This is a genomic window from Mesorhizobium australicum, from assembly GCF_900177325.1.
Lineage (GTDB): Bacteria > Pseudomonadota > Alphaproteobacteria > Rhizobiales > Rhizobiaceae > Mesorhizobium_A > Mesorhizobium_A australicum_A.
In genome coordinates this window covers 3980264-3999147 of the sequence record NZ_FXBL01000004.1, presented here as the reverse complement: position 1 = coordinate 3999147, position 18884 = coordinate 3980264, and the positions used below count along the sequence as shown (strand labels likewise).

The 18884-nt window shown below is 64.6% G+C and carries 15 protein-coding genes; 11 read left to right on the top strand and 4 right to left on the bottom strand.

Annotation, left to right across the window (positions count from 1 at the left end; genetic code table 11):
* The first annotated feature begins 34 nt into the window (after positions 1-34).
* Together B9Z03_RS22230 and B9Z03_RS22220 are read left to right on the top strand one after the other, a co-directional pair.
* Positions 35-2554 carry a DEAD/DEAH box helicase family protein gene (locus tag B9Z03_RS22230; RefSeq protein ID WP_085466210.1) on the top strand — a complete coding sequence of 840 codons (2520 nt, stop codon included), beginning with the start codon at positions 35-37 and terminating at the stop codon, positions 2552-2554.
* A 336-nt stretch (positions 2555-2890) separates the two neighbouring features.
* Entirely contained in the window at positions 2891-3712 is an 822-nt protein-coding gene (locus B9Z03_RS22220; protein ID WP_244561815.1) for a hypothetical protein, read from the top strand.
* A 381-nt stretch (positions 3713-4093) separates the two neighbouring features.
* On the opposite strand, the gene B9Z03_RS22215 is transcribed toward B9Z03_RS22220, so the two are convergent.
* The 3 genes from B9Z03_RS22215 to B9Z03_RS22205 are packed head-to-tail and all read right to left on the bottom strand — an operon-like array spanning position 4094 to position 7182.
* Entirely contained in the window at positions 4094-5632 is a 1539-nt protein-coding gene (locus B9Z03_RS22215) for a class I adenylate-forming enzyme family protein (protein WP_085466208.1), read from the bottom strand.
* Between the two features lie 39 nt (positions 5633-5671).
* A complete protein-coding gene (locus B9Z03_RS22210; RefSeq protein ID WP_085466207.1) occupies positions 5672-6373 on the bottom strand; it encodes a TetR/AcrR family transcriptional regulator in 702 nt (233 codons plus the stop codon).
* On the bottom strand, positions 6370-7182 hold the full coding sequence (locus B9Z03_RS22205; RefSeq protein WP_176247595.1) for an enoyl-CoA hydratase/isomerase family protein: 813 nt from the start codon (positions 7180-7182) through the stop codon (positions 6370-6372). Before B9Z03_RS22205 ends, B9Z03_RS22210 begins: the two co-directional genes overlap by 4 nt.
* 292 nt (positions 7183-7474) lie before the next feature.
* Here B9Z03_RS22205 and B9Z03_RS22200 point away from each other — a divergent pair, with 292 nt between their 5' ends.
* The 9 genes from B9Z03_RS22200 to B9Z03_RS22160 all read left to right on the top strand — a co-directional run bounded on the left by B9Z03_RS22200 (position 7475) and on the right by B9Z03_RS22160 (position 17313).
* The gene (locus B9Z03_RS22200) at positions 7475-8263 is read left to right on the top strand and encodes an ABC transporter ATP-binding protein (RefSeq protein ID WP_085466205.1); all 789 of its coding nucleotides are present in this window, start codon (positions 7475-7477) and stop codon (positions 8261-8263) included.
* The gene (locus tag B9Z03_RS22195) at positions 8260-9036 is read left to right on the top strand and encodes an ABC transporter ATP-binding protein (protein WP_085467813.1); all 777 of its coding nucleotides are present in this window, start codon (positions 8260-8262) and stop codon (positions 9034-9036) included. Before B9Z03_RS22200 ends, B9Z03_RS22195 begins: the two co-directional genes overlap by 4 nt.
* The gene (locus tag B9Z03_RS22190; protein ID WP_085466204.1) at positions 9033-10877 is read left to right on the top strand and encodes an AMP-dependent synthetase/ligase; all 1845 of its coding nucleotides are present in this window, start codon (positions 9033-9035) and stop codon (positions 10875-10877) included. The genes B9Z03_RS22195 and B9Z03_RS22190 overlap by 4 nt, the downstream gene beginning before the upstream one ends.
* Complete coding sequence (locus B9Z03_RS22185) at positions 10877-11749, top strand: branched-chain amino acid ABC transporter permease (RefSeq protein ID WP_085466203.1); 873 nt, start codon at positions 10877-10879, stop codon at positions 11747-11749. The genes B9Z03_RS22190 and B9Z03_RS22185 overlap by 1 nt, the downstream gene beginning before the upstream one ends.
* Positions 11749-12795 (top strand): branched-chain amino acid ABC transporter permease, encoded by a 1047-nt coding sequence (locus tag B9Z03_RS22180; protein ID WP_085466202.1) that lies wholly within the window; start codon positions 11749-11751, stop codon positions 12793-12795. Before B9Z03_RS22185 ends, B9Z03_RS22180 begins: the two co-directional genes overlap by 1 nt.
* 27 nt (positions 12796-12822) lie before the next feature.
* Entirely contained in the window at positions 12823-13989 is a 1167-nt protein-coding gene (locus tag B9Z03_RS22175) for an ABC transporter substrate-binding protein (protein ID WP_176247594.1), read from the top strand.
* A 63-nt stretch (positions 13990-14052) separates the two neighbouring features.
* Entirely contained in the window at positions 14053-14973 is a 921-nt protein-coding gene (locus B9Z03_RS22170) for an NAD(P)H-dependent flavin oxidoreductase (protein ID WP_085466200.1), read from the top strand.
* Between the two features lie 72 nt (positions 14974-15045).
* Positions 15046-16848, top strand: coding sequence for a PHA/PHB synthase family protein (locus B9Z03_RS22165; protein WP_085467812.1), 1803 nt, complete (start codon positions 15046-15048; stop codon positions 16846-16848).
* 81 nt (positions 16849-16929) lie between these two features.
* A complete protein-coding gene (locus tag B9Z03_RS22160; RefSeq protein WP_085466199.1) occupies positions 16930-17313 on the top strand; it encodes a phasin family protein in 384 nt (127 codons plus the stop codon).
* Between the two features lie 19 nt (positions 17314-17332).
* On the opposite strand, the gene B9Z03_RS22155 is transcribed toward B9Z03_RS22160, so the two are convergent.
* Positions 17333-18874, bottom strand: coding sequence for a bifunctional aminoglycoside phosphotransferase/ATP-binding protein (locus B9Z03_RS22155; protein WP_085466198.1), 1542 nt, complete (start codon positions 18872-18874; stop codon positions 17333-17335).
* Between the last annotated feature and the right edge of the window lie 10 nt (positions 18875-18884).

The following is an 18884-nucleotide window of genomic DNA, read 5'->3' as shown; positions in this document are numbered from 1 at the left end:
GATATAGATGTGTCTTCTCTTTTTGTGATTGCAAATGGTCGACTTTAAGAAAAAGCTTGGTGGCAAAGTCGTCGAGAAACAGACGGACCCCGTCAAGCTTTACGACACCTTGGATCGCGAGGCAGACAAAGGGCCCTTGCGTCCGGCCCAGATTGCGGTGCTCACCAAATGGTTCGAGTCCGACACTGCTAAGCGCGACTGGATCGTCAAGCTGCATACGGGCCAGGGCAAGACCCTCATCGGCCTACTCATGCTGCAATCGCGTCTGAACGCTGGCCATGGGCCGGTGGTCTATATTTGTCCAAACAACTTCCTGGTCGACCAGACATGCGAGCAGGCGCGCCAGTTCGGGATACGAACATGTACTTCGGAAGGCGATCTGCCGGAAGATTTCATCGATGGCCGGTCCATCTTCGTCACGTCAGTGCAGAAGGTCTTCAATGGCCTGACTAAGTTCGGACTCAACAAGCAGTCGATACCGGTCGACACGATGCTGATGGACGACGCCCATGCCTGTTCCGACACGATCCGCAACCAGTGCCGAATCCATATCCCCCGCCAGGAGGAAGCCTATAGCCTTCTGAAGGCGCTGTTTTCCGCCGATCTGGAACAGCAGGGTATGGGCACCTACGCCGACATCGAGAACGAGAAACGAGATGCGTTCCTGCCGGTGCCTTACTGGGCGTGGATCCCCCGGGAAGCCGAGGTGGCAGGAATCCTTTCGAAAAATTCCGACCGCAAGTCGATCAAGTTTGCCTGGCCTTTGCTCAAGAATCTACTGCCACATTGCCAATGCATCATCTCAGGGAATGCGGTCGAGATCGAACCATATATCGCGCCCCTTGACGCCTTCGGTTCCTTCGATAAGGCCACGCATCGCATCTTCATGTCCGCCACCGTTACCGACGACGCTTTCCTCGTCAAAGGCTTACGGCTTTCGCCCGAAACGATCGCCAAACCTTTGACGTACGACGGGGAAAAGTGGTCGGGTGAAAAGATGGTCCTGTTGCCCTCGCTCATCCACGAGGATCTGGACCACGGCTTGATCGTTGAGAAGTTTTCGAAGAGCGCGAAGAAGCGAAACTTCGGATTGGTGGCTCTCGTGCCCAGCTTTGAAAAGGCGAAGCCCTGGGAAAGCAATGGCGCGTTAGTCCCAACGACAGAGACCATCGGTACGGTGATTGACGCACTTTCTAGGGGAGAGTTCGACAACACCGTCGTCCTCGTAAACCGCTATGACGGGATCGATCTGCCCGATAAGACATGCCGCGTCCTGGTCTTCGACTCGAAACCTTACGCCGAGAGCCTCACGGACCTCTACGAAGAGCAATGCCGACCGCATAGCGCCGCGACCCTGATGCGTGCAGTCCGCACCGTGGAGCAGGGAATGGGTAGAAGCGTGCGCGGAGAGAAAGACTATTCGGTCGTCGTTGTCATTGGTTCGGACCTCGTCCGACTGCTTCGGGACAAGTCTTCGCGTCGGTTTCTGTCGTCGCAAATGGCAACGCAGATCGAGATCGGCCTGGAAATCACCGATATGGCCAAGCAGGATATCGAGGACGGCATAGAGCCCTTGCAGGCCTTCGTTGATCTTGCCAACAAATGCCTCAAGCGCGACGATGATTGGAAGGCGTTCTATGCCGAGCAAATGGAAAAAGTTTCCGTTTCCGGCTCCGATCAGGCGGCTTTGAAGCTCTATAAATCGGAGCTGGACGCCGAACTGGCCTATATGAGGGGCGATTACGCCGGGGCTGTCAAACTAGTTCAAGCCATCGTCGACGAGGGCGCTCTGGACGACGACGAGAAGGGTTGGCACCTGCAAAACCAGGCACGCTACAACTTCGTGTCCAATCGCGCCGAAGCCGATATTCTGCAGATCGCTGCCCACAAGCGCAACCGGCTCCTTCTGAAACCAGCGTCGGGTGTCACTGTCACCAAACTCACAGTAGTGAGCCAGGGCCGCGCCGAACGCGTTAAGAAATGGATCGGAAACCACAACGATTATGCAGACCTCAATGTCGGTGTCACCGAAATGTTGGGCAGACTGGTTTTCGGAACCAAGGCAGACAAATTCGAGGCCGCGCTTAACGAGTTGAGCTTCGCTCTCGGTTTCGTCGGGGAACGGCCGGACACAGAGTGGAAAGAGGGCCCCGATAACCTCTGGGCCTTGGACGACAGCCAGTACATCCTGTTCGAATGCAAGAGCGAAGTCGGCGTGACCCGCGCCGAGATAAACAAGGCGGAAGCCGAGCAAATGAACCGGTCGAGCGCGTGGTTCGACAAGCACTACAAGGAAATGAAGGTCAAGCGTCTCATTATCCATCCGGCCGGAAAGATCGAAAGCGCAGCGGCGTTCACCCATTACGTGGAAGGCGTCCGAGAATGGGACCTCAAGAGTCTGGTTAAAGCCACGCGGGAGTTCTTCAAGTCGTTCGAGAATCAGAACCTTGACGATCTCACAGCGACCCATATCCAGAAGGTCCTCAACGTGCACGGATTGTCGGTTCCTGACCTTCTCTCGAAATACTCCCGCAAGCTCAAAGACATGAAATGATCCGAGGGGTCTGTTATCTTCAGGCGGTATTGCTCTGACGAGTGATCGGATTGTCCACTGTCTTGTCTGTCCGCTTTCAGCGAATGATAGCGACAAGCGCCAGTCCACTTTCCACCCCACTACCGCCATCCACGCCCCACGCGCTCGGGCGCGCCGTTCCGCAGCCGCGGCGATCGCGCTCCCCCGCAAGGGAGGAGATGCGCGCACCCTGTGCATCGATTTCCGCCTGCTCTCCCACCAACCCGTTGCCCCGCTCGGCATTCGCCATCCGCCACTCAATTTTCCATCCACCACCCCGCGCGTCGCGGCGACACTGGTCCCGCGAAGGAGGTGGCGGTGATCGATTGGGACGGGGTGATCGAACGGAATGTCAGGCTCTTGCGGGAGATCGTCGCCACGCTCGCCGCCATGGCCGGGCTCGACCTGTCCCTTGCGGCAGAGCATGGCTCGGCTGGGCGCGGCGGCACGCTGGCCGGACCCGGCCAAGCCTATCTGCTCCGTCCGACGCTGCCGCGCTGGGTCCATCGCGCCGTGTTCCGCCTGCTGCGGCCGGCCGAGGCCGCGGTGCGGCGGCTGGTGATCGTCGCCGCCCGCGACATGGTGGCGCCGATGCCGGTGCTGCCCGCGGTCGCGCGCAAGGGCGGGCCGCTGGTCGCGCACATTCCCGTCAGCCTCGGCCTGGCTCTGGCCCCCGCCGCGGCCGACGCGCCCGCCGCCGTGCCGGCGGCACCCGGCCGGCTCTCCTTCCCGCTCCTCGACCCCTTGCCCGACCCGACCGCGCCGCCGTTCCGCATCCGCGCCTCGGGCGTGCCGCGCGTCTTCATTCCCGGCTGGACGACACCTTTTCCCGTCGCGCCCAGGCAGGAACCGTCGCGCAACGATCCGCTCGAGGCCGGATATCTGCGCCGGCGCGTCGCAGCGCTCAGCCGTGCGCTCGAAGACCTGCCGGGACAGGCCAGGCGCCTCGCCCGCTGGCGCGCGCGTCGCGATGCCTTCCGCAAGGCCGGGCGGATTCACCGGCTCACCACGCTGCGCCCCGGCCGCGCCTACGGCCTGCACCGCCCCGGCTCGCCGCGCCGTCTTCACGCGGTCGACGACGTCCTGCGCGACCTGCACTATTTCGCCTACGAGGCGCAGGAGCGGTGGGATACGTCGTGATGGCACAGGCTACAGTTTACTCTTTTCCGCCCGCGCGAACCCTCGCACGGGCGACGCCTTCGCGCGGAAAAAAGTAAACCTTCCCAGGCACTTACCCGGCCGATACGCCTCAGAACCATCGTCATCCTCGGCCTTGTGCCGAGGATCTGCTGTCGCCGGATCGTCAGCCTCGCCGTTGCGCCAAACCACGAGTCTGCGAAGATCCTCGGCACAAGGCCGAGGATGACGGCGGCGAGGGGCGGCCGCGTCCAAAAAAAGCAGCGCAGCCGCTCCAGCCGCACGCTCTACTTAAATCTCGACTCCAACGCACACAGCACGGAGGCCATTCCCTACTGCCTACTGCCTACTGCCTACTGCCTACTGCCTTACTGCCCTACTCCCCTACTTCAGCTTCGCTTCCATCTCGTGCCTCAAGATCTTCCCCGTGGTCGAGCGCGGGAAATCGTCGAAGCCGATGAAGTGCACCGCCTTGGGTCGCTTGTAGCCGGCGAGTTCCCGGCGGCAGAGCGCCTCGACATCGCCTTCCGACAGGCTGTCGTCGCTGCGCGAGATGAAGGCGACCGGGACCTCGCCCCAGCGGTCGTCCTTCTGCCGCACCACGATCGCGTCGCTGACGCGCGGGTCGGAGAGCAGCACGCGCTCGACCTCGGCCGGATAGATGTTCTCGCCGCCCGACTTGATCATGTATTTGGCCCGGTCGACGAAATCGAAGCTGCCGTCCGGATTGCGGCGGAACAGGTCGCCCATGCGGAACCAGCCGCCCTTGAAGTCGCGCGCATTGGTCTCGGGCGCGTTCCAGTAGCCGGAAAAGACGGTCGGCCCGCGCACCGAGGCCTCGCCCGGCTCGCCGTCCGGCACCTCGTCGCCGTTCGGATCGACCAGCCTGACATCGCAGAACGAGCTCTTGCGCTTCGACAGTTTTTCGGGAACCACGCCGGGCCTAAGCAGGCAGGAGGAGGCCGGCGCAAGGCCGGTCTCGGTGGAGCCGAACGAGTTGAGATAGGGCGCGCCGGCGAGCCGCGACAGGTCGGCGATCAGGTGGTTCGGCACCAGGTCCGCCATCGCGCCCACCGCGCGAATGCTCTTCGGCCTGCGTCCGGTCTTCTGAAGAATCTCGACCACCGGCTCGATCGAGCCCGGCATCAAAAGCATCCAGCCCAGCTCGTTTGCCTCCATCAGGTCGACGATCCGTTCCGCATCGAAGCCGTCGACGATGTGCACCGTCGCGCCGGACATCAGCGCGCCCAGCACCTGGTCGGTCGAGCCCATGTGGAACATCGGCGCCCAGGCGACGAAGCCGTCGCTCTCGCACGCATGCATGTCGACGCGAAGCACCATGTTGCGCGCCATCTCGGCGCGGTGGCTGATCAGCGCGCCCTTGGGCAGGCCCGTCGTGCCGCTGGTATAGAGGATGACGAGCCCGTCTTCCGGGTCGACATGCGGAAGCTCGCCAAGGGGAGGGGTGTCGGCGACCAGCCGGTCGTAGTCCTCCTCCAGCACCAGCAGCTTTCGCCCGCGAAGCTCCAGTCCCCGCGCCGTCGCGGCATAGCGCTGCGAGGCGATGACGAGCCGTGGCTCGACCAGGTCGATGCAGTGCTGCAATTCGCTCAGTGCCAGCCGCCAGTTCTGGCAGGCGACGATCGCGCCGAGGCAGGCCGCGGCCAGCTCGATCTCGGCATATTCCTGCCGGTTCTCGGAGATCAGCGCCACGCGCTCGCCGCGCGCGATGCCGAGGCCTGCAAGCGCCGCGGCCAGCCGCAGCACGCGCTGGTCCAGCTCGCGATAGGTGACCGTCGCCGTCGCCGTGTTCAGCGCCACGGCCTCCGGGTCGCGCCGCACGCAGGCGCGGAACAGACCGTGCACGGTCAGCTTTCCCGCGGCCGCGACGTCGTCGCGCCAGCTTTCGTTCGTCGATTGCATCGGGTCTCCTCCCTGGCGCAACGCGTGATGTCTCAGGCCTTAGCCGGCCGGCTTGCCGGCCAGGCCCTCCAGTCTGTCGATCGCTCGCTCCAGCCGGTCGGCGAGGTCCGGCGTCTGGGGCAGTCGGCGGACCTGCAGGCCGCTCAGCACGAGGTCGACGATGGCGTCCGCCGTCGCGTCCGGATCGAACTGTCCCTCGCCGCGCAGATAGGCCCAGGTATGGTGCTCGATGCAGCCGTAGATCATGTCGCGCACCAGTCTCAGCGCCACGTCCCCGCGCAATTCGCCGGCGGCGATGCCTTCCTTGATGATGTCGAGCGTGCGGCGGGTGTACTGCTTGTTGAGCTCGTAGACCGTGGTGTGGCTGTAGTCGCGGCCGGTGCGCAGGAACTGGAACATCAGGTCGCAGAGCGCCGGCTCCTCGTGGATCGTCTTCAGGTGCCGCCAGATCATGAAGCGCAGCCGGTTGCGGGTGCCGCGGATGCCGGAGAGCTGCTGGTCGTAGTCGGCCAGCATCGCCTCGTACCAGTCCTCGATCACCTTCACGAGCAGGTCGCGCTTGTTCTCGAAATAGCGGTAGATCGAGCCTTCGACGACATTCGCCCGCACGGCGATGTCGGACATCGGCGCGTCCTCGTAGCCCTTCTCGCGGAAGACGTCGCGGGCGGCCGCCATGATGTCGGCGACCCGGCGCTCGCGCGAAAGCCTGAAAACCTGGCGGCGTGCTGGTCCGTTCTTCATCCGTCCTCCATCCGGAAGCTCGCCGGCCGCCTCTCGGCGAACGCGGCCATGCCTTCCCACCACTCGGCGCCGGCGGACGCGGCCAGAACGGCATCGAGGGCGATTCGGTCGGCCTCGTCCGGAGCTGCCGTTTCGCAGCGGTACAATGCGCGTTTGGTCTCCGCAACGGAAATGGGGCTGCACAGCAATAGCCTTTTGGCGAAGGCGAGCGCCGCGTCGCTCAGTTCCGCCGCCGGGTGGACAGCCGTGGCGAGGCCCGCCGCCTTCGCGTCCGCCGCGGTCAGCTGGTCGCCGAGCAGCGCCATCTCCAGCGCCTTGGCGCGGCCGACGACATGGGCGAGCGATTGAACCCCGCCGGCACCCGCCAGCGCGCCGAGCCGGGTCTCGGTCAGGCCGATGCGCGCCGTGTCCGCCATCAGCCGGAAGTCGCACGACAGCGCCAGCTCGCAACCGCCGCCGAGCGCGAAGCCGTTGATCGCCGCGACCGTGACGAACGGCGCCTCGCGCAGGCGTCTGAACACCCTGATGATCGGCTTGACATAGTCGTCGCGGATCGCACGGGCGTTGCGGTAGAGCGGCGAGGCGGGGTCGGTGAAGAGCTTGATATGGGCGCCGCCGCAGAAGGTCTTGCCGGACCCGGTGACGATCAGCACCCGCGCCTTGGCAGAGGCGGCCTCGTCGAACAGCCGGTCGAGCGTCTCAAGGAGCTCGCTCGTCAGCGTGTTGTGCGTGTCACCCCTGGTCAGTGTGATGCGCGCCACGCCCGCCGCCGGCCAGGAAAGCTCCGCCGCCATGTCCGTTCCCTTCATTCCACCCCTCCACGCAATTCCGAAATTGCCCCGTTGACAAACCGGATCGTTCATCCTCTTAATGAACACAATTCATCATTTCGCAGCCAAGTGCAAGACGAGACAACAAGCACGGGCGACGATGTCGGGAGGGGCAAGATGAGTTTCAATGCTTGGGTTTCCATGCCTGATGACGCCGAATCCGGTTGGCTGCGGTGACTCGGCCTGTCGTGTTGCCCGAGACTGGAGCTGCGCCCGCTGTGACGGAGCGCCGATTGATAAGCCTTGTTCATTTGCTGCCCGGTCCTGACGCATGCTGGCTCTGAAGAACATCCAGATCCTCTATGACCGCGCCATCGAGGCGGTGCGCGACGTCTCGCTCGAAGTGCCGACGGGGAAGATCGTGGCGCTGCTCGGCTCGAACGGCGCGGGCAAGTCGACCATCCTCAAGGCGATCTCGGGCGTCCTCTACCAGGAGGATGGGGAGATCATGAGCGGATCGATCCATCTGGAGGGTGAGCCGATCTCCGGACGCTCGCCGCGCGCGATCGTCGAGAAGGGCATCCTGCAGGTGCCGGAGGGGCGGGCGCTGTTCGCGACGCTCACCGTCGAGGAGAACCTTTTGATGGGCGGCTTCACCCGCAGCCGCGCCGAGGCGGCGGAGGGGCTGGAGCGGGTCTACCAGATGTTCCCGCGGGTCAAGGAGCGGCGGACGCAGATTTCCGGCTATCTCTCCGGCGGCGAGCAGCAGATGGTCGCGATCGGCCGCGCGCTGATGGGCAGGCCGCGGCTTTTGATGCTCGACGAACCCTCGCTGGGGCTTGCACCGCAGATCGTCGACACCATTTTCGAGGCGGTCATGTCGCTCAACCGCGACAACGGCATGACCGTGCTCCTGGTCGAGCAGAACGCCCAGCTTGCGCTCCAGACCGCGTCCTACGGCTACATCATCGAGAACGGGCGCATCGTGCTCGACGGCGCGGCGGAGAAGCTGCGCGCCAATGACGACGTCCAGGAATTCTACCTCGGCTTCTCCGGCGGGGAACGGAAGAGCATGCGCGACGTGAAGCACTACAAGCGGCGCAAGAGGTGGCTGTCGTGAGCGCCTTTCTCGAACTCAACGGAGTGACGAAGCGGTTCGGCGGCCTCGTCGCGGTCAACGATGTCGGGCTCACCGTCGAGCAGGGGCAGATCTATTCGCTGATTGGACCCAATGGTGCGGGCAAGACGACGCTGTTCAACCTCATCAGCGCGGTCTTCCGGCCCACCTCCGGCAGCATCCTGTTCGAGGGCAAGGACCTGACGCGGCTGCCCACCCATGCGCTCGCCGGCCTCGGCATCGCGCGCACCTTCCAGAACCTCGCCGTTTTCAAGCACGAGACTGTGGTGAACAACCTGCTCGTCGGCATGCACACCCATCTCAAGTCCGACCCCATCTCTGCCGCGATCTTCTGGGGCCGGACGCGCCGCGAGGAAATGAAGGCGCGCGACCGGGTGGAGGAGATCATCGACTTCCTGGAGATCGAGGACATTCGCGACCATCCGGTCGGCACGCTGTCCTACGGCCAGCAGAAGCGCGTCGAGCTCGGCCGGGCGCTCGCCGTGTCGCCGAAGCTCCTGCTGCTCGACGAGATGGTGTCCGGCATGAACCAGGAAGAGCGCGAGGACATCGCCCGCTTCATCCTCGACCTGAAGGACGAGCTCGGCATGACCGTGTTCATGGTCGAGCACGACATGGGAATCGTGATGGACATCTCCGATCATGTCTGCGTCGTCAACTACGGCCGCAAGATCGCCGAAGGTACGCCGGCGCAAGTCGCGGCCAATCCGGCGGTGATCGACGCCTATCTCGGCGCCAAGAGGAGCGCGGCATGAGCGGGGCGATCGATTTCGCGCGCGTGACGATGCCGCAAGTGCTGCAGCACCACGCGCAGACACGCGGTTCCGATCTCGCGCTGCGCGTCAAGGAAAAGGGGCTGTGGCGCCGCTACAGCTGGCAGGACTATTTCGACCATGCACGTCTTGTCGCAATCGGCCTGCATGCTTTGGGCCTGAAGCAGGGCGAGCGGATCGCCGTTGCCGGCGACGACAGTCCCGAATGGCTGTTCTCCGACCTCGGCGTGCAGATGGCAGGCGGGGCCTGCCTCGGCATCTACCCGACCAATCCCTGGCCGGAGCTGCAATATATCGTGCGCCATTCGAAGGCGCGGATCGTCGTCTGCGGCGACCAGGAACAGACGGACAAAGTGCTGGAGGCGCGGGCCAAGGACGGCGGCCTGCCGGATCTCGAGCATATCGTCTGCGTCGACATGAAGGGCATGCGCCACTACCGCGAGCCAGGCCTGATCTCCTTCGCCGACCTTCTCGAACTTGGTCGGAAGAACGAGGCGAAGCTCGGTCAGGTGGTGGACGCGCAGCTCGCCGCCGGCAAGCCTGACGATGTCGCGATCATCGTCTACACCTCGGGCACGACCGGCATGCCGAAGGGCGCGATGCTGACCCATCGCAACATGCTGCACTCGGCCTCGCAGGTGGTGCAGATCCACGGGCTCACCCGCGAGACCTATTCGGTGCTCTGTTACTTGCCGCTCTGCCACGTCGCGGAACGCAGCTTCTCGACCGTGATGCAGCTCGTCACCGGTTGCACCGTGTCCTTCGCCGAGTCGGTCGACACTGTCGTTGTGAACCTGCGCGAGATCGCGCCGAAGGGTTTCCTCGGCGTGCCGCGCATCTGGGAGAAGATGCAGCAGAGCGTGCTCTACCGCGTCAAGGACACGACCGCCTTCCAGCGCCGCGTCTATGAGGCCTGCATGAAGCGTGGCCGACCGATCGCGGAGCGGCGGCTCGCCAATGGCGGCACCTTGGCCAGCCTCGGCGACCGGGCGATGTTCGCGCTGCTGTCGCTCGTCTGCTTCCGCAGCCTGCGCACCTTCCTGGGCGTCAACCGGGTGAAGAACGGCTTCTGCGGCGGGGCGACCGTTTCGCCGGAGGTGCTCTTGTTCTTCTGGATCCTCGGCGTGCCGGTCTACCAGATTTACGGCATGACGGAGAGCGCCGGCGTCTCGCACACGCAGCGTCCCGGCGCCACAACGCTCGGCCGCTCCGGTCCGCTCATCCCCGGCGTCGAGCAGAAGGTGGACGAGGACGGCGAACTGCTGCTCAGGGGCGCCAGCATCTTCAAAGGCTATCTTTTCGACGATACGGCGACCTCGCGCGCCTTCAGCGATGGCTGGTTGCACACGGGCGACATCGTCGAGATCGAGAAGAGCGGCGAGGTCCATGTGCTCGATCGCAAGAAGGACATCCTGATCACGTCCGGCGGCAAGAACATCACGCCGTCGCTGATCGAGAACGCGCTGAAGGATTCGCCCTACATCCGCGAGGCGATCCTGCTCGGCGACGGCCGCAACTTCCTGTCGGCGCTGATCCAGATCGATCTCGAGACCACCGGCAAGTGGGCACAGCAGCAGAACATCCAGTACACCACCTACCGGACGCTGGCGCAGAACGAGAAGGTCAACGAGCTGATCTCGGGAGAGGTCAGGCGCGTCAACGACCGCTTCGCTCGCGTCGAGAACGTGCGCAAGTTCGTCATCCTCGCCAAGGAGCTCGACCATGACGACGGCGAGCTGACCGCGACGATGAAGGTGCGTCGGCGGATCATAGAGGACAAGTTCCGCACCGAAATCCAGTCGATCTACGGAGGCGCGGCCTGATGGACTTCTTCCTCCTCCTCATCGCCACCGGCCTCGTCTCCGGTGCCGCCTACGGCCTGATCGCGATGGGCTTCGCGCTCATCTTCAAGTCGACCGGCGTGGTGAATTTCGCCCAAGGCGAGCTGGTGATGCTCACCGCCTATATCTCGTTCACGCTCTACTCGACCTTCGACCTGTCGTTCTTCCCGCTGATGCTGGTGACGATCCCGATCTCGATGCTGATCGGGCTGGTGCTGGAGCGGCTATTCATCCGGCCGATGCTCGGCGAGCCGATCTTCGCCATCGTCATGGTGACGGTCGGCCTTGCGGTCATCCTGCGCGGCATCACCATCATGATCTGGGGGCCGGACCCGTTCAACTTCACCGCCGGCATCTCGACTGAGGTGGTCTATGTCGGCTCGGTGCCGTTCTATCCGGCACAACTCTATCTCATTGGCGCGCTGGCGGTGCTGACTTTCGCAGGCTGGGCCTTCCTGCGCTTCAGCCGTATGGGCATCGCGATGCGCGCCGTGGCGACCAACGAGACGGCGGCATTGCTGGTCGGCATCAGCGTCAGCCGCATCCACGCGGTCGCATGGATGCTGTCGGCGGCGATCGCGTCGGTTGCGGGCGTGCTGTTCGCGGCGAACTTCAAGCTGGCGCCGGACCTGTGGTTCCAGGGGCTGAAGTCGTTCCCGGCGGTCATCCTCGGCGGTCTCGACTCGGTCATCGGCTCGGCCGCGGCCGGCCTCGTCATCGGCCTGATCGAGAACCTGTTCCAGGGCTATATCGGCCAGGGACTGCGCGAGATCTCTGGCTTCATCGTCATCATCATCGTGCTGATGGTCCGCCCCTACGGACTGTTCGGCTCCAAGGACATCGAGCGCGTCTGATGCGGACAGGACATTTCAAGGAACGTACCGGACAGCTGGTCGCATTGAGCGACAGCAAGGTGGTCTGGTCCTTCGTCGCGCTGCTGTTCGCGCTGGCGCTGGTCGCACCCTTCGTGCTCGGCAACTACCAAGTGACACTGGTCGTCTCGACGTTGATCGCGATCGTCGGCGCGGTGGGCCTCAACATGCTGACCGGCACGACCGGGCTGATCTCGCTCGGGCAGGCGGGCTTCCTCGCCGTCGGCGCCTATACCAATGCGATCCTGATGATGGACTATGGCTGGCCGGTCTGGCTGTCGCTGCCGGCGGGCGGGGTGATGGCGGCGCTGATCAGCATCCTGGTCGGCGTGCCCTCACTCAGGCTGAAGGGCCTCTATCTCGCGATCACCACGCTCGCCTTCGCCTTCATCATCAATCATATCATCCTCTATGCCGAGGGTCTGACGCATGGTCCGAACGGCATCTTCGTGTCGGGCGCGAAGCTGTTCGGCTTTGATATCCAGAAGGGCAAACCGCTCTACTACACGACGCTCGGCATCGCTGCGATCGTCGTCTTCGCAGCGCTCAACATCCAGCGCTCGCGGATCGGCCGCGCCTGGATGGCGATCCGCGACCACGACATCGCCGCGCGGGTCATGGGCGTCGATCTCGTGCGCTACAAGCTTTTGGCCTTCATGGTGTCGTCCTTCATCGTCGGCATCGCCGGCGCGCTGATCTCGCTGCAGATCCGCTTCGTCAACATCGACGTGTTCGCGCTGATCCTGTCGATCGAGGCACTGGCGATCGTGATCCTCGGGGGACTCGGCTCCATCGCCGGCGCCATTCTCGGGGCGATTTTCCTGTCACTGCTGCCCGAGGCGATCCGGCTGTTCTTCGAGACCTTCGCCGACACGAATTCGAGCTTCTACACGACCTATGTCTACGAGATCCGCGGCATCACCTACGGCGTCGTCATCATCGCCTTCCTGCGGCTGAAGCCGGAAGGACTGATCGGGCTTTGGCGTGACATCCGCAAATACTGGAGCAACTGGCCGCTCGCTTACTGACGCGCGACCGCAATGGGAGGAATGAACATGAGGAAGACATTGCTTGCACTGGCCGCGACGCTGCTCGCGTCGACGGCATACGCACAGGAGACCGGCGTCACCGACACCGAGATCAAGATCGGCGACGTGAACATCATGACGGGGCCGGCGTCCTTCATCGGCAAGGCCGTCTCCGTCGGCTCGAAGATCGCGGCGTCCGAGATCAACGAGGCCGGCGGCGTCAACGGCCGCAAGATCACGGTCATCACCGAGGACGACGGCTATGTGCCGGCGCGTTCGTTCCAGGCGCTGACCAAGCTTCTCGAAGTCGACGGCATCTTCGCGCTGAACGGCACGTCCGGGTCGGCCAACATCCTCGCAATGCTGCCGCTGATCGAGGAGAACAACCTGCCGACCATCGTCACCACCGCGCCGAACGAGCTGGTCTACACTCCGGTGCGACCGTCCGTGTTCACCATCGGCGCGAGCTATTCCGACGCGTTCTACGGCCAGCTGAAATACATCCACGAGAACATGAAGGTGGAGAAGCCGGTCTACGGACTGATCCGTCAGGACGACGATTTCGGCGCGGCGATCGAACACGGCTACGACCGCGCGATCAAGGAGTTCGGCGGCACCGACGGGCTGAAGGTGCGCTTCAAGAAGGGCACTGCCAATTTCGCCGCCGAGATGGCGCAGATGAAGCAGGCCGGCGTCAATGTGCTCGCCAACGGCGGCATCATCGCCGGCGCGGCGAACATCCTGGGCGAGGCGCGCAAGCTGTCGCTGGACCTGCAGGTCGCGGGCGTCTGGTCGGAGGATATGCCTCCGTCGGTCAACCTGGCGGCGCCGGCCGGTTACGACTACCTCATCGCCGACTACGTGGCGCTGAACGGCCCGGCGATCGACGCGTTCATGGAAAAGGCGAAGAAATACGTCTCGGCCGAAGAGATCGCCGCGATCAATCGCTACACCTATCTCAGCTATGTCGGCCTGCATTCGCTGGCGGAAGGCATGAAGCGCTGCGGCAAGGAACTGACGCGGGCCTGCACGGTCAAACAGCTGCGCGGGCTGAAGGATTTCGACACGCAGGGCGTATCGGCGCCGATCAGCTTCGACAACGACAAGCAGCTCTCCGGCACGGCGCTGAAGATCTACCAGCTCAATTCGAAGGACAAGACCTTCAAGACGCTGCAGGATTTCACCCAGTACTGAGACACACCCAGCCTTGGCCCGCCGTTCCCCGGCGGGCCATTTTTCCTTTCGGGATCTTTCCGCATGCCGACACCTGTTTCCTGGGCCGGGCGTCTTCGACTTCCGGTCGTCGCCGCGCCGATGTTCCTGATCTCCGGCCCCGACCTCGTCGTCGGGACATGCAATGCGGGCGCGGTCGGTTCCTTCCCGGCGCTCAACCAGCGGACCAGTGACGGCTATCGCGACTGGCTCGACGAAATCGCCGGAAGGCTGGAGCCGGGTGCTGCGCCCTTTGGCGTCAATCTGGTCGTGCACAAGTCCAATCCGCGTCTGGAGGCTGATCTCGCCATCACGATCGATCACAAGGTGCCGCTGGTCATCACGTCGCTTGGGTTGAACCGCGACCTGATCGCGGCGGTGCACGGCTATGGCGGGCTGGTGTTCCACGACGTGACGAACCTGAGATTTGCGGCGAAGGCCGCCGAGGCGGGCGTCGACGGGCTGATTGCCGTAACCTATGGCGCGGGCGGCCACGCGGGGCTGATCAGCCCGTTCGCGGCGCTGCACGAGATCCGGCAGATCTTCGACGGTACGCTCCTGCTCGGCGGCGCGATCTCGACCGGGCGCCAGGTGGCGGCGGCACGGCTGATGGGCGCGGACATGGTCTACATGGGCACCCGCTTCATGGCGACGGCCGAGAGCATGGCGGTGGAGCGGCAGCGGCAGATGATCCTCGACGCCAAGGCCGCCGACATCGTCTACACGCCGGCTGTCAGCGGCGTGCCCGGCAATTTCCTGCGCGCCAGCCTCGCCGCGGCGGGCAAGAATCCCGACGATCTCACGCCGCCCGACAAGCTGAACTTCGGCACGACGGACGCCAAGGCCTGGCGCGACCTGTGGGCTGCGGGGCAGGGCGTGGGCGCGATCGACGATCTGCCGCATGTCGCCGCCCTGGTCGACCGGCTGGAGGCCGAATACCGTTCGGCGGCGACGCTTCTCGTCTGACCCTCGCGCCGGTGTCCGGCGGATTGAGTGAAATCAATCCACCTGCGTGTCCGGCCTGCTATCGTCAGCGGCATGAAAGACGCGAGACAGACTTCCAGGCCCACCGTTCAGGCTCCAGAGATCCCGCCGGTGCCGGCCCGCGAGGAACTGGGCAGCGAGGCGTTTCGCGCCATCGACAGGATGCGGGAGGCGATGACGGCGCGCATGAGCGCAGGCCTGTCGCCGACGGCGCTGGCGATGGCGCAGTTCGATTGGTGGACGCATCTGATGGCGGCGCCCGGCAAGCGGCTGGAGCTCGCCGACAAGGCGGCCCGCAAGTCCGCACGGCTTCTGGCGCATGTCGCTGCGCTCGACTCCGATCCTGACGCGCCGCCGACGATAGAGCCGCTGCCGGGGGACGACCGGTTCTCGGGCGAGGCGTGGCGGAAACCGCCCTTCAGCATATGGGCGCAATCCTTCCTGCTCACCCAGCAATGGTGGCACAACGTCACGCATGAGGTGCCGGGCGTGTCGCCGCACCACGAGGATGTCGTGTCCTTCATGGCGCGGCAGATGCTTGACCTGTTCTCTCCGTCCAACGTGCCGTTCATGAATCCGGAAATCATCTCCCGCACGATCGAGACGGGCGCCATGAACTTTGTGAAGGGCTTCGCCAACTGGATCGAGGACCAGACGCGGAGGGTAAACGGGCAGCCGCGGGTCGGCGCGGAGGAATTCGCCGTCGGCAAGGATGTGGCCGTCACGCCCGGCAAGGTGGTGTTCCGCAATCACCTGATCGAGCTGATCCAGTACGCGCCAACGACGCCGGACGTGTTCGCCGATCCGGTGCTGATCGTGCCGGCCTGGATCATGAAATACTACATCCTCGACCTGTCGCCGGCCAATTCGCTGATCCGCTACCTGGTCGGGAAGGGCCATACGGTCTTCTGCATTTCGTGGCGCAATCCGACCGCCGAGGACCGGGACCTCGGTCTGGACGACTACCGCCGTTTGGGCCTCATGGCCGCCGTCGATGCCGTCTCGGCGATCGTTCCGGACAGACGGATCCATGCGGCGGGATACTGCCTCGGCGGGACGCTGCTCGCGATCGGCGCCGCGGCGATGGCGCGCGCGCGTGACGACCGGCTCGCCACCGTCACGCTGCTTGCCGCTCAGACGGACTTTTCCGAGCCCGGCGAACTGGCGCTGTTCATCGACCACGACCAGTTGCACCTGCTCGAAAGCATGATGTGGGACCGCGGCTATCTCTCCGCCGACCAGATGTCCGGCGCTTTCCAGATGCTGCGGACCAACGACCTCGTCTGGTCGCGCATGGTGCGCAATTATCTGATGGGCGAGCGCGAGCCGATGTTCGACCTGATGGCGTGGAACGCCGACACGACCCGCATGCCCTACAGGATGCATGCCGAATATCTGCGCAAGCTCTATCTCGACAACGACCTGGCGGCTGGACGGTTGATGGTGGAGGGCAGGGCGGCGGCGATTCAGAACATCAGGGCGCCGATGTTCGTGGTCGGCACGGAGCGGGACCATGTCGCGCCGTGGCGGTCGGTCTACAAGATCCACGACCTGACCGACACGGAGCTCACCTTCGTGCTCACCAGCGGCGGTCACAATGCCGGCATCGTCAGCGAGCCCGGCAGGCCGCGCCGCCGTTATCGCATCGCGACGAAACACGCCGATGGCGTGTCGATCGGCCCGGACGAGTGGACGGCGTCGGCCGACGCACGGCAGGGCTCGTGGTGGGAGGCGTGGACTGACTGGCTCGCACTACATTCCGAGGCCGCGAGGGTCGCGCCGCCGCCGATGGGCGCGCCGGATCATAGCCTTCCGCCACTCGACGATGCGCCGGGCGTCTTTGTGCTGCAGCGATAGGGCGCTTGATCGAAGTCAATGCGCCTCCGGCTTTCTCGGCTAGCGTTTTTGCTGCAAGCGATACGCAAGCGGAGATCGAACATGGCGACGAAGAAGACGACTTCCACCATTGAAGCGCCGTCCGTACCGTTCCTGGCTGAGGGACGCAACGCGATCCAGGCGGGAATGCAGATCCAGGCGCAGGCATTCGGCGCGTTGCTGCGCTATCAGATCGAGGGCCTCGCCTTCCTGAAACGCCGCTACGAGCAGGATGCGAAACTTGCCGAGGAACTCGCCGCGAGCGAGGAGATGAAGGACGCCTTCGACATCCTCAGCACCTTTGCCCAGAACGCCGCGTCCGACTATGCGGGCGAAGCCAGCCGGCTCGCTTCCCTCGGTTCGAAGCTCGCGTCCGAGGCGGCGAAGCAAGCACGCAAGGACGCCGCGACAATCGCCGGGGACATGGCCGCGCAGACGGCCGCCTGAACGGCGACGCGAGCCCCGGTCATGCGGCCGAGGGCTCGCCCTTTTTCGTGAATGCCAGAATGTCGGCGACGATGCGGGCCGGCTGGCGCGCGGCGTCGAGCCTCCGCCAGCCGATCTCGCCCGCGTCCCGCTGCAACTGGCGGGACAGGACGTCGACGGTTGCGTCGGAAGGGCCGCCGGAGCGCTGCCCGACCCTCTGCCAGAGCACGTCGGCCGGCGCCTCCAGCCATATGCCGTCGAAGGGGACATCCCGCTCGTCGGCGACCTGCTTGATCCGGGCGCGGTCATTCGGCCGTTCGAAGACGGCGTCCGCTACCACCGAGCCGCCCTCGGACAGGATGAGACCGGCCCGCCAGGCCATCTCGCGATAGACGCGATCGGACACTTCCGGCCGATAGGCCTTGTCCGGCAGGCGCGTTTCGGCTGCGACGCCGTGCAGCGCCTTGCGGATGCGGTCGCTCTCGACAATGCGCGCGCCGGGCGGCGGTCCGACATGCGGCGCCAGCGCCTCGGCCACCGTCGTCTTGCCCGTGCCGCTCAACCCGCCAATGGCGAGGAGGCGTGGCGGATGGGGGGGTAGCAGGCGGGTAGCGAGGTCGAAATAGGCGCGCGCTTCTCTTTCCAATTTGCCGGACGGGTCCGCGCCTTCCTCGACCTGCGTCGCAGTGACATGCGCCCGCACGGCGGCCCGGACAGCCATGAGGAAGGGGAGGAGCACGAAGCCGTCTTCATCGTCCGCCTCGTCCAGGTAGCGGTTCATCACCAGATTGGCGAGCTCGTCCAGGTCGCGGTGCCATAGGTCCATCAGCAGGAAGGCGAGATCGTAAAGCACGTCCACGGTGGCGATCTGATCGTTGAACTCGATGCAGTCGAACAGGCGCGGCTCGCCCTGGTCGAGGAAGAGGTTGCGCAGGTGGAGATCTCCATGGCAGCGCCGCACCTTGCCCGCCTGCTCCCGCCGGTCGAGCAGGGCGGCATGATGCGCAAGTGCTACGCGGAAAGCAGCGTCGAAGCGCTCGACCTCGTCCGTCGAGAAGACATGGCTTGTCGCGAAGCCGGCCCGGTTGATGTCGAGCACGCCCGCCAGATTGGCCGCGCCGCCGCCCGCATGGACGACCGGCGCGCCACGGTGGAAACGGACGATCATCCGCGCGGTGTCGGTCATCAGGGCCGGCGTCAGCCTGCCCGCTCCGGCCATCCGGTCGAGCAGGGCGGATTGGTCGAAACGTCTCATCTCGATGGCCGCGTCGACCATCTCGCCTTCGCCGTCTAAGTCGAGACGTCCGCCGGCGTCTCGCGTCAGGCGCCGCACGCCGAGATAGAGGCCGGGGGCCGTTTCGGAATTGAACTCGACCTCCTTCTCGCATGCGGCGAGCCGCAGGGCCGGGGTTGAGAAATCGACATAGGGGAGCTTCACCGCGCGCTTCATCTTGAAGGCGCGCTCTCCGGCGAGAACGATGTGCGAGATGTGGGTTTCGATGGTCTCGACCGGGCCGGTCACCCCGTGCGTCGAGGGATCGGTGAGGAATGCAATCGCATCGGTCTGCTCGTCGGTGATCAATGCTGGCTCC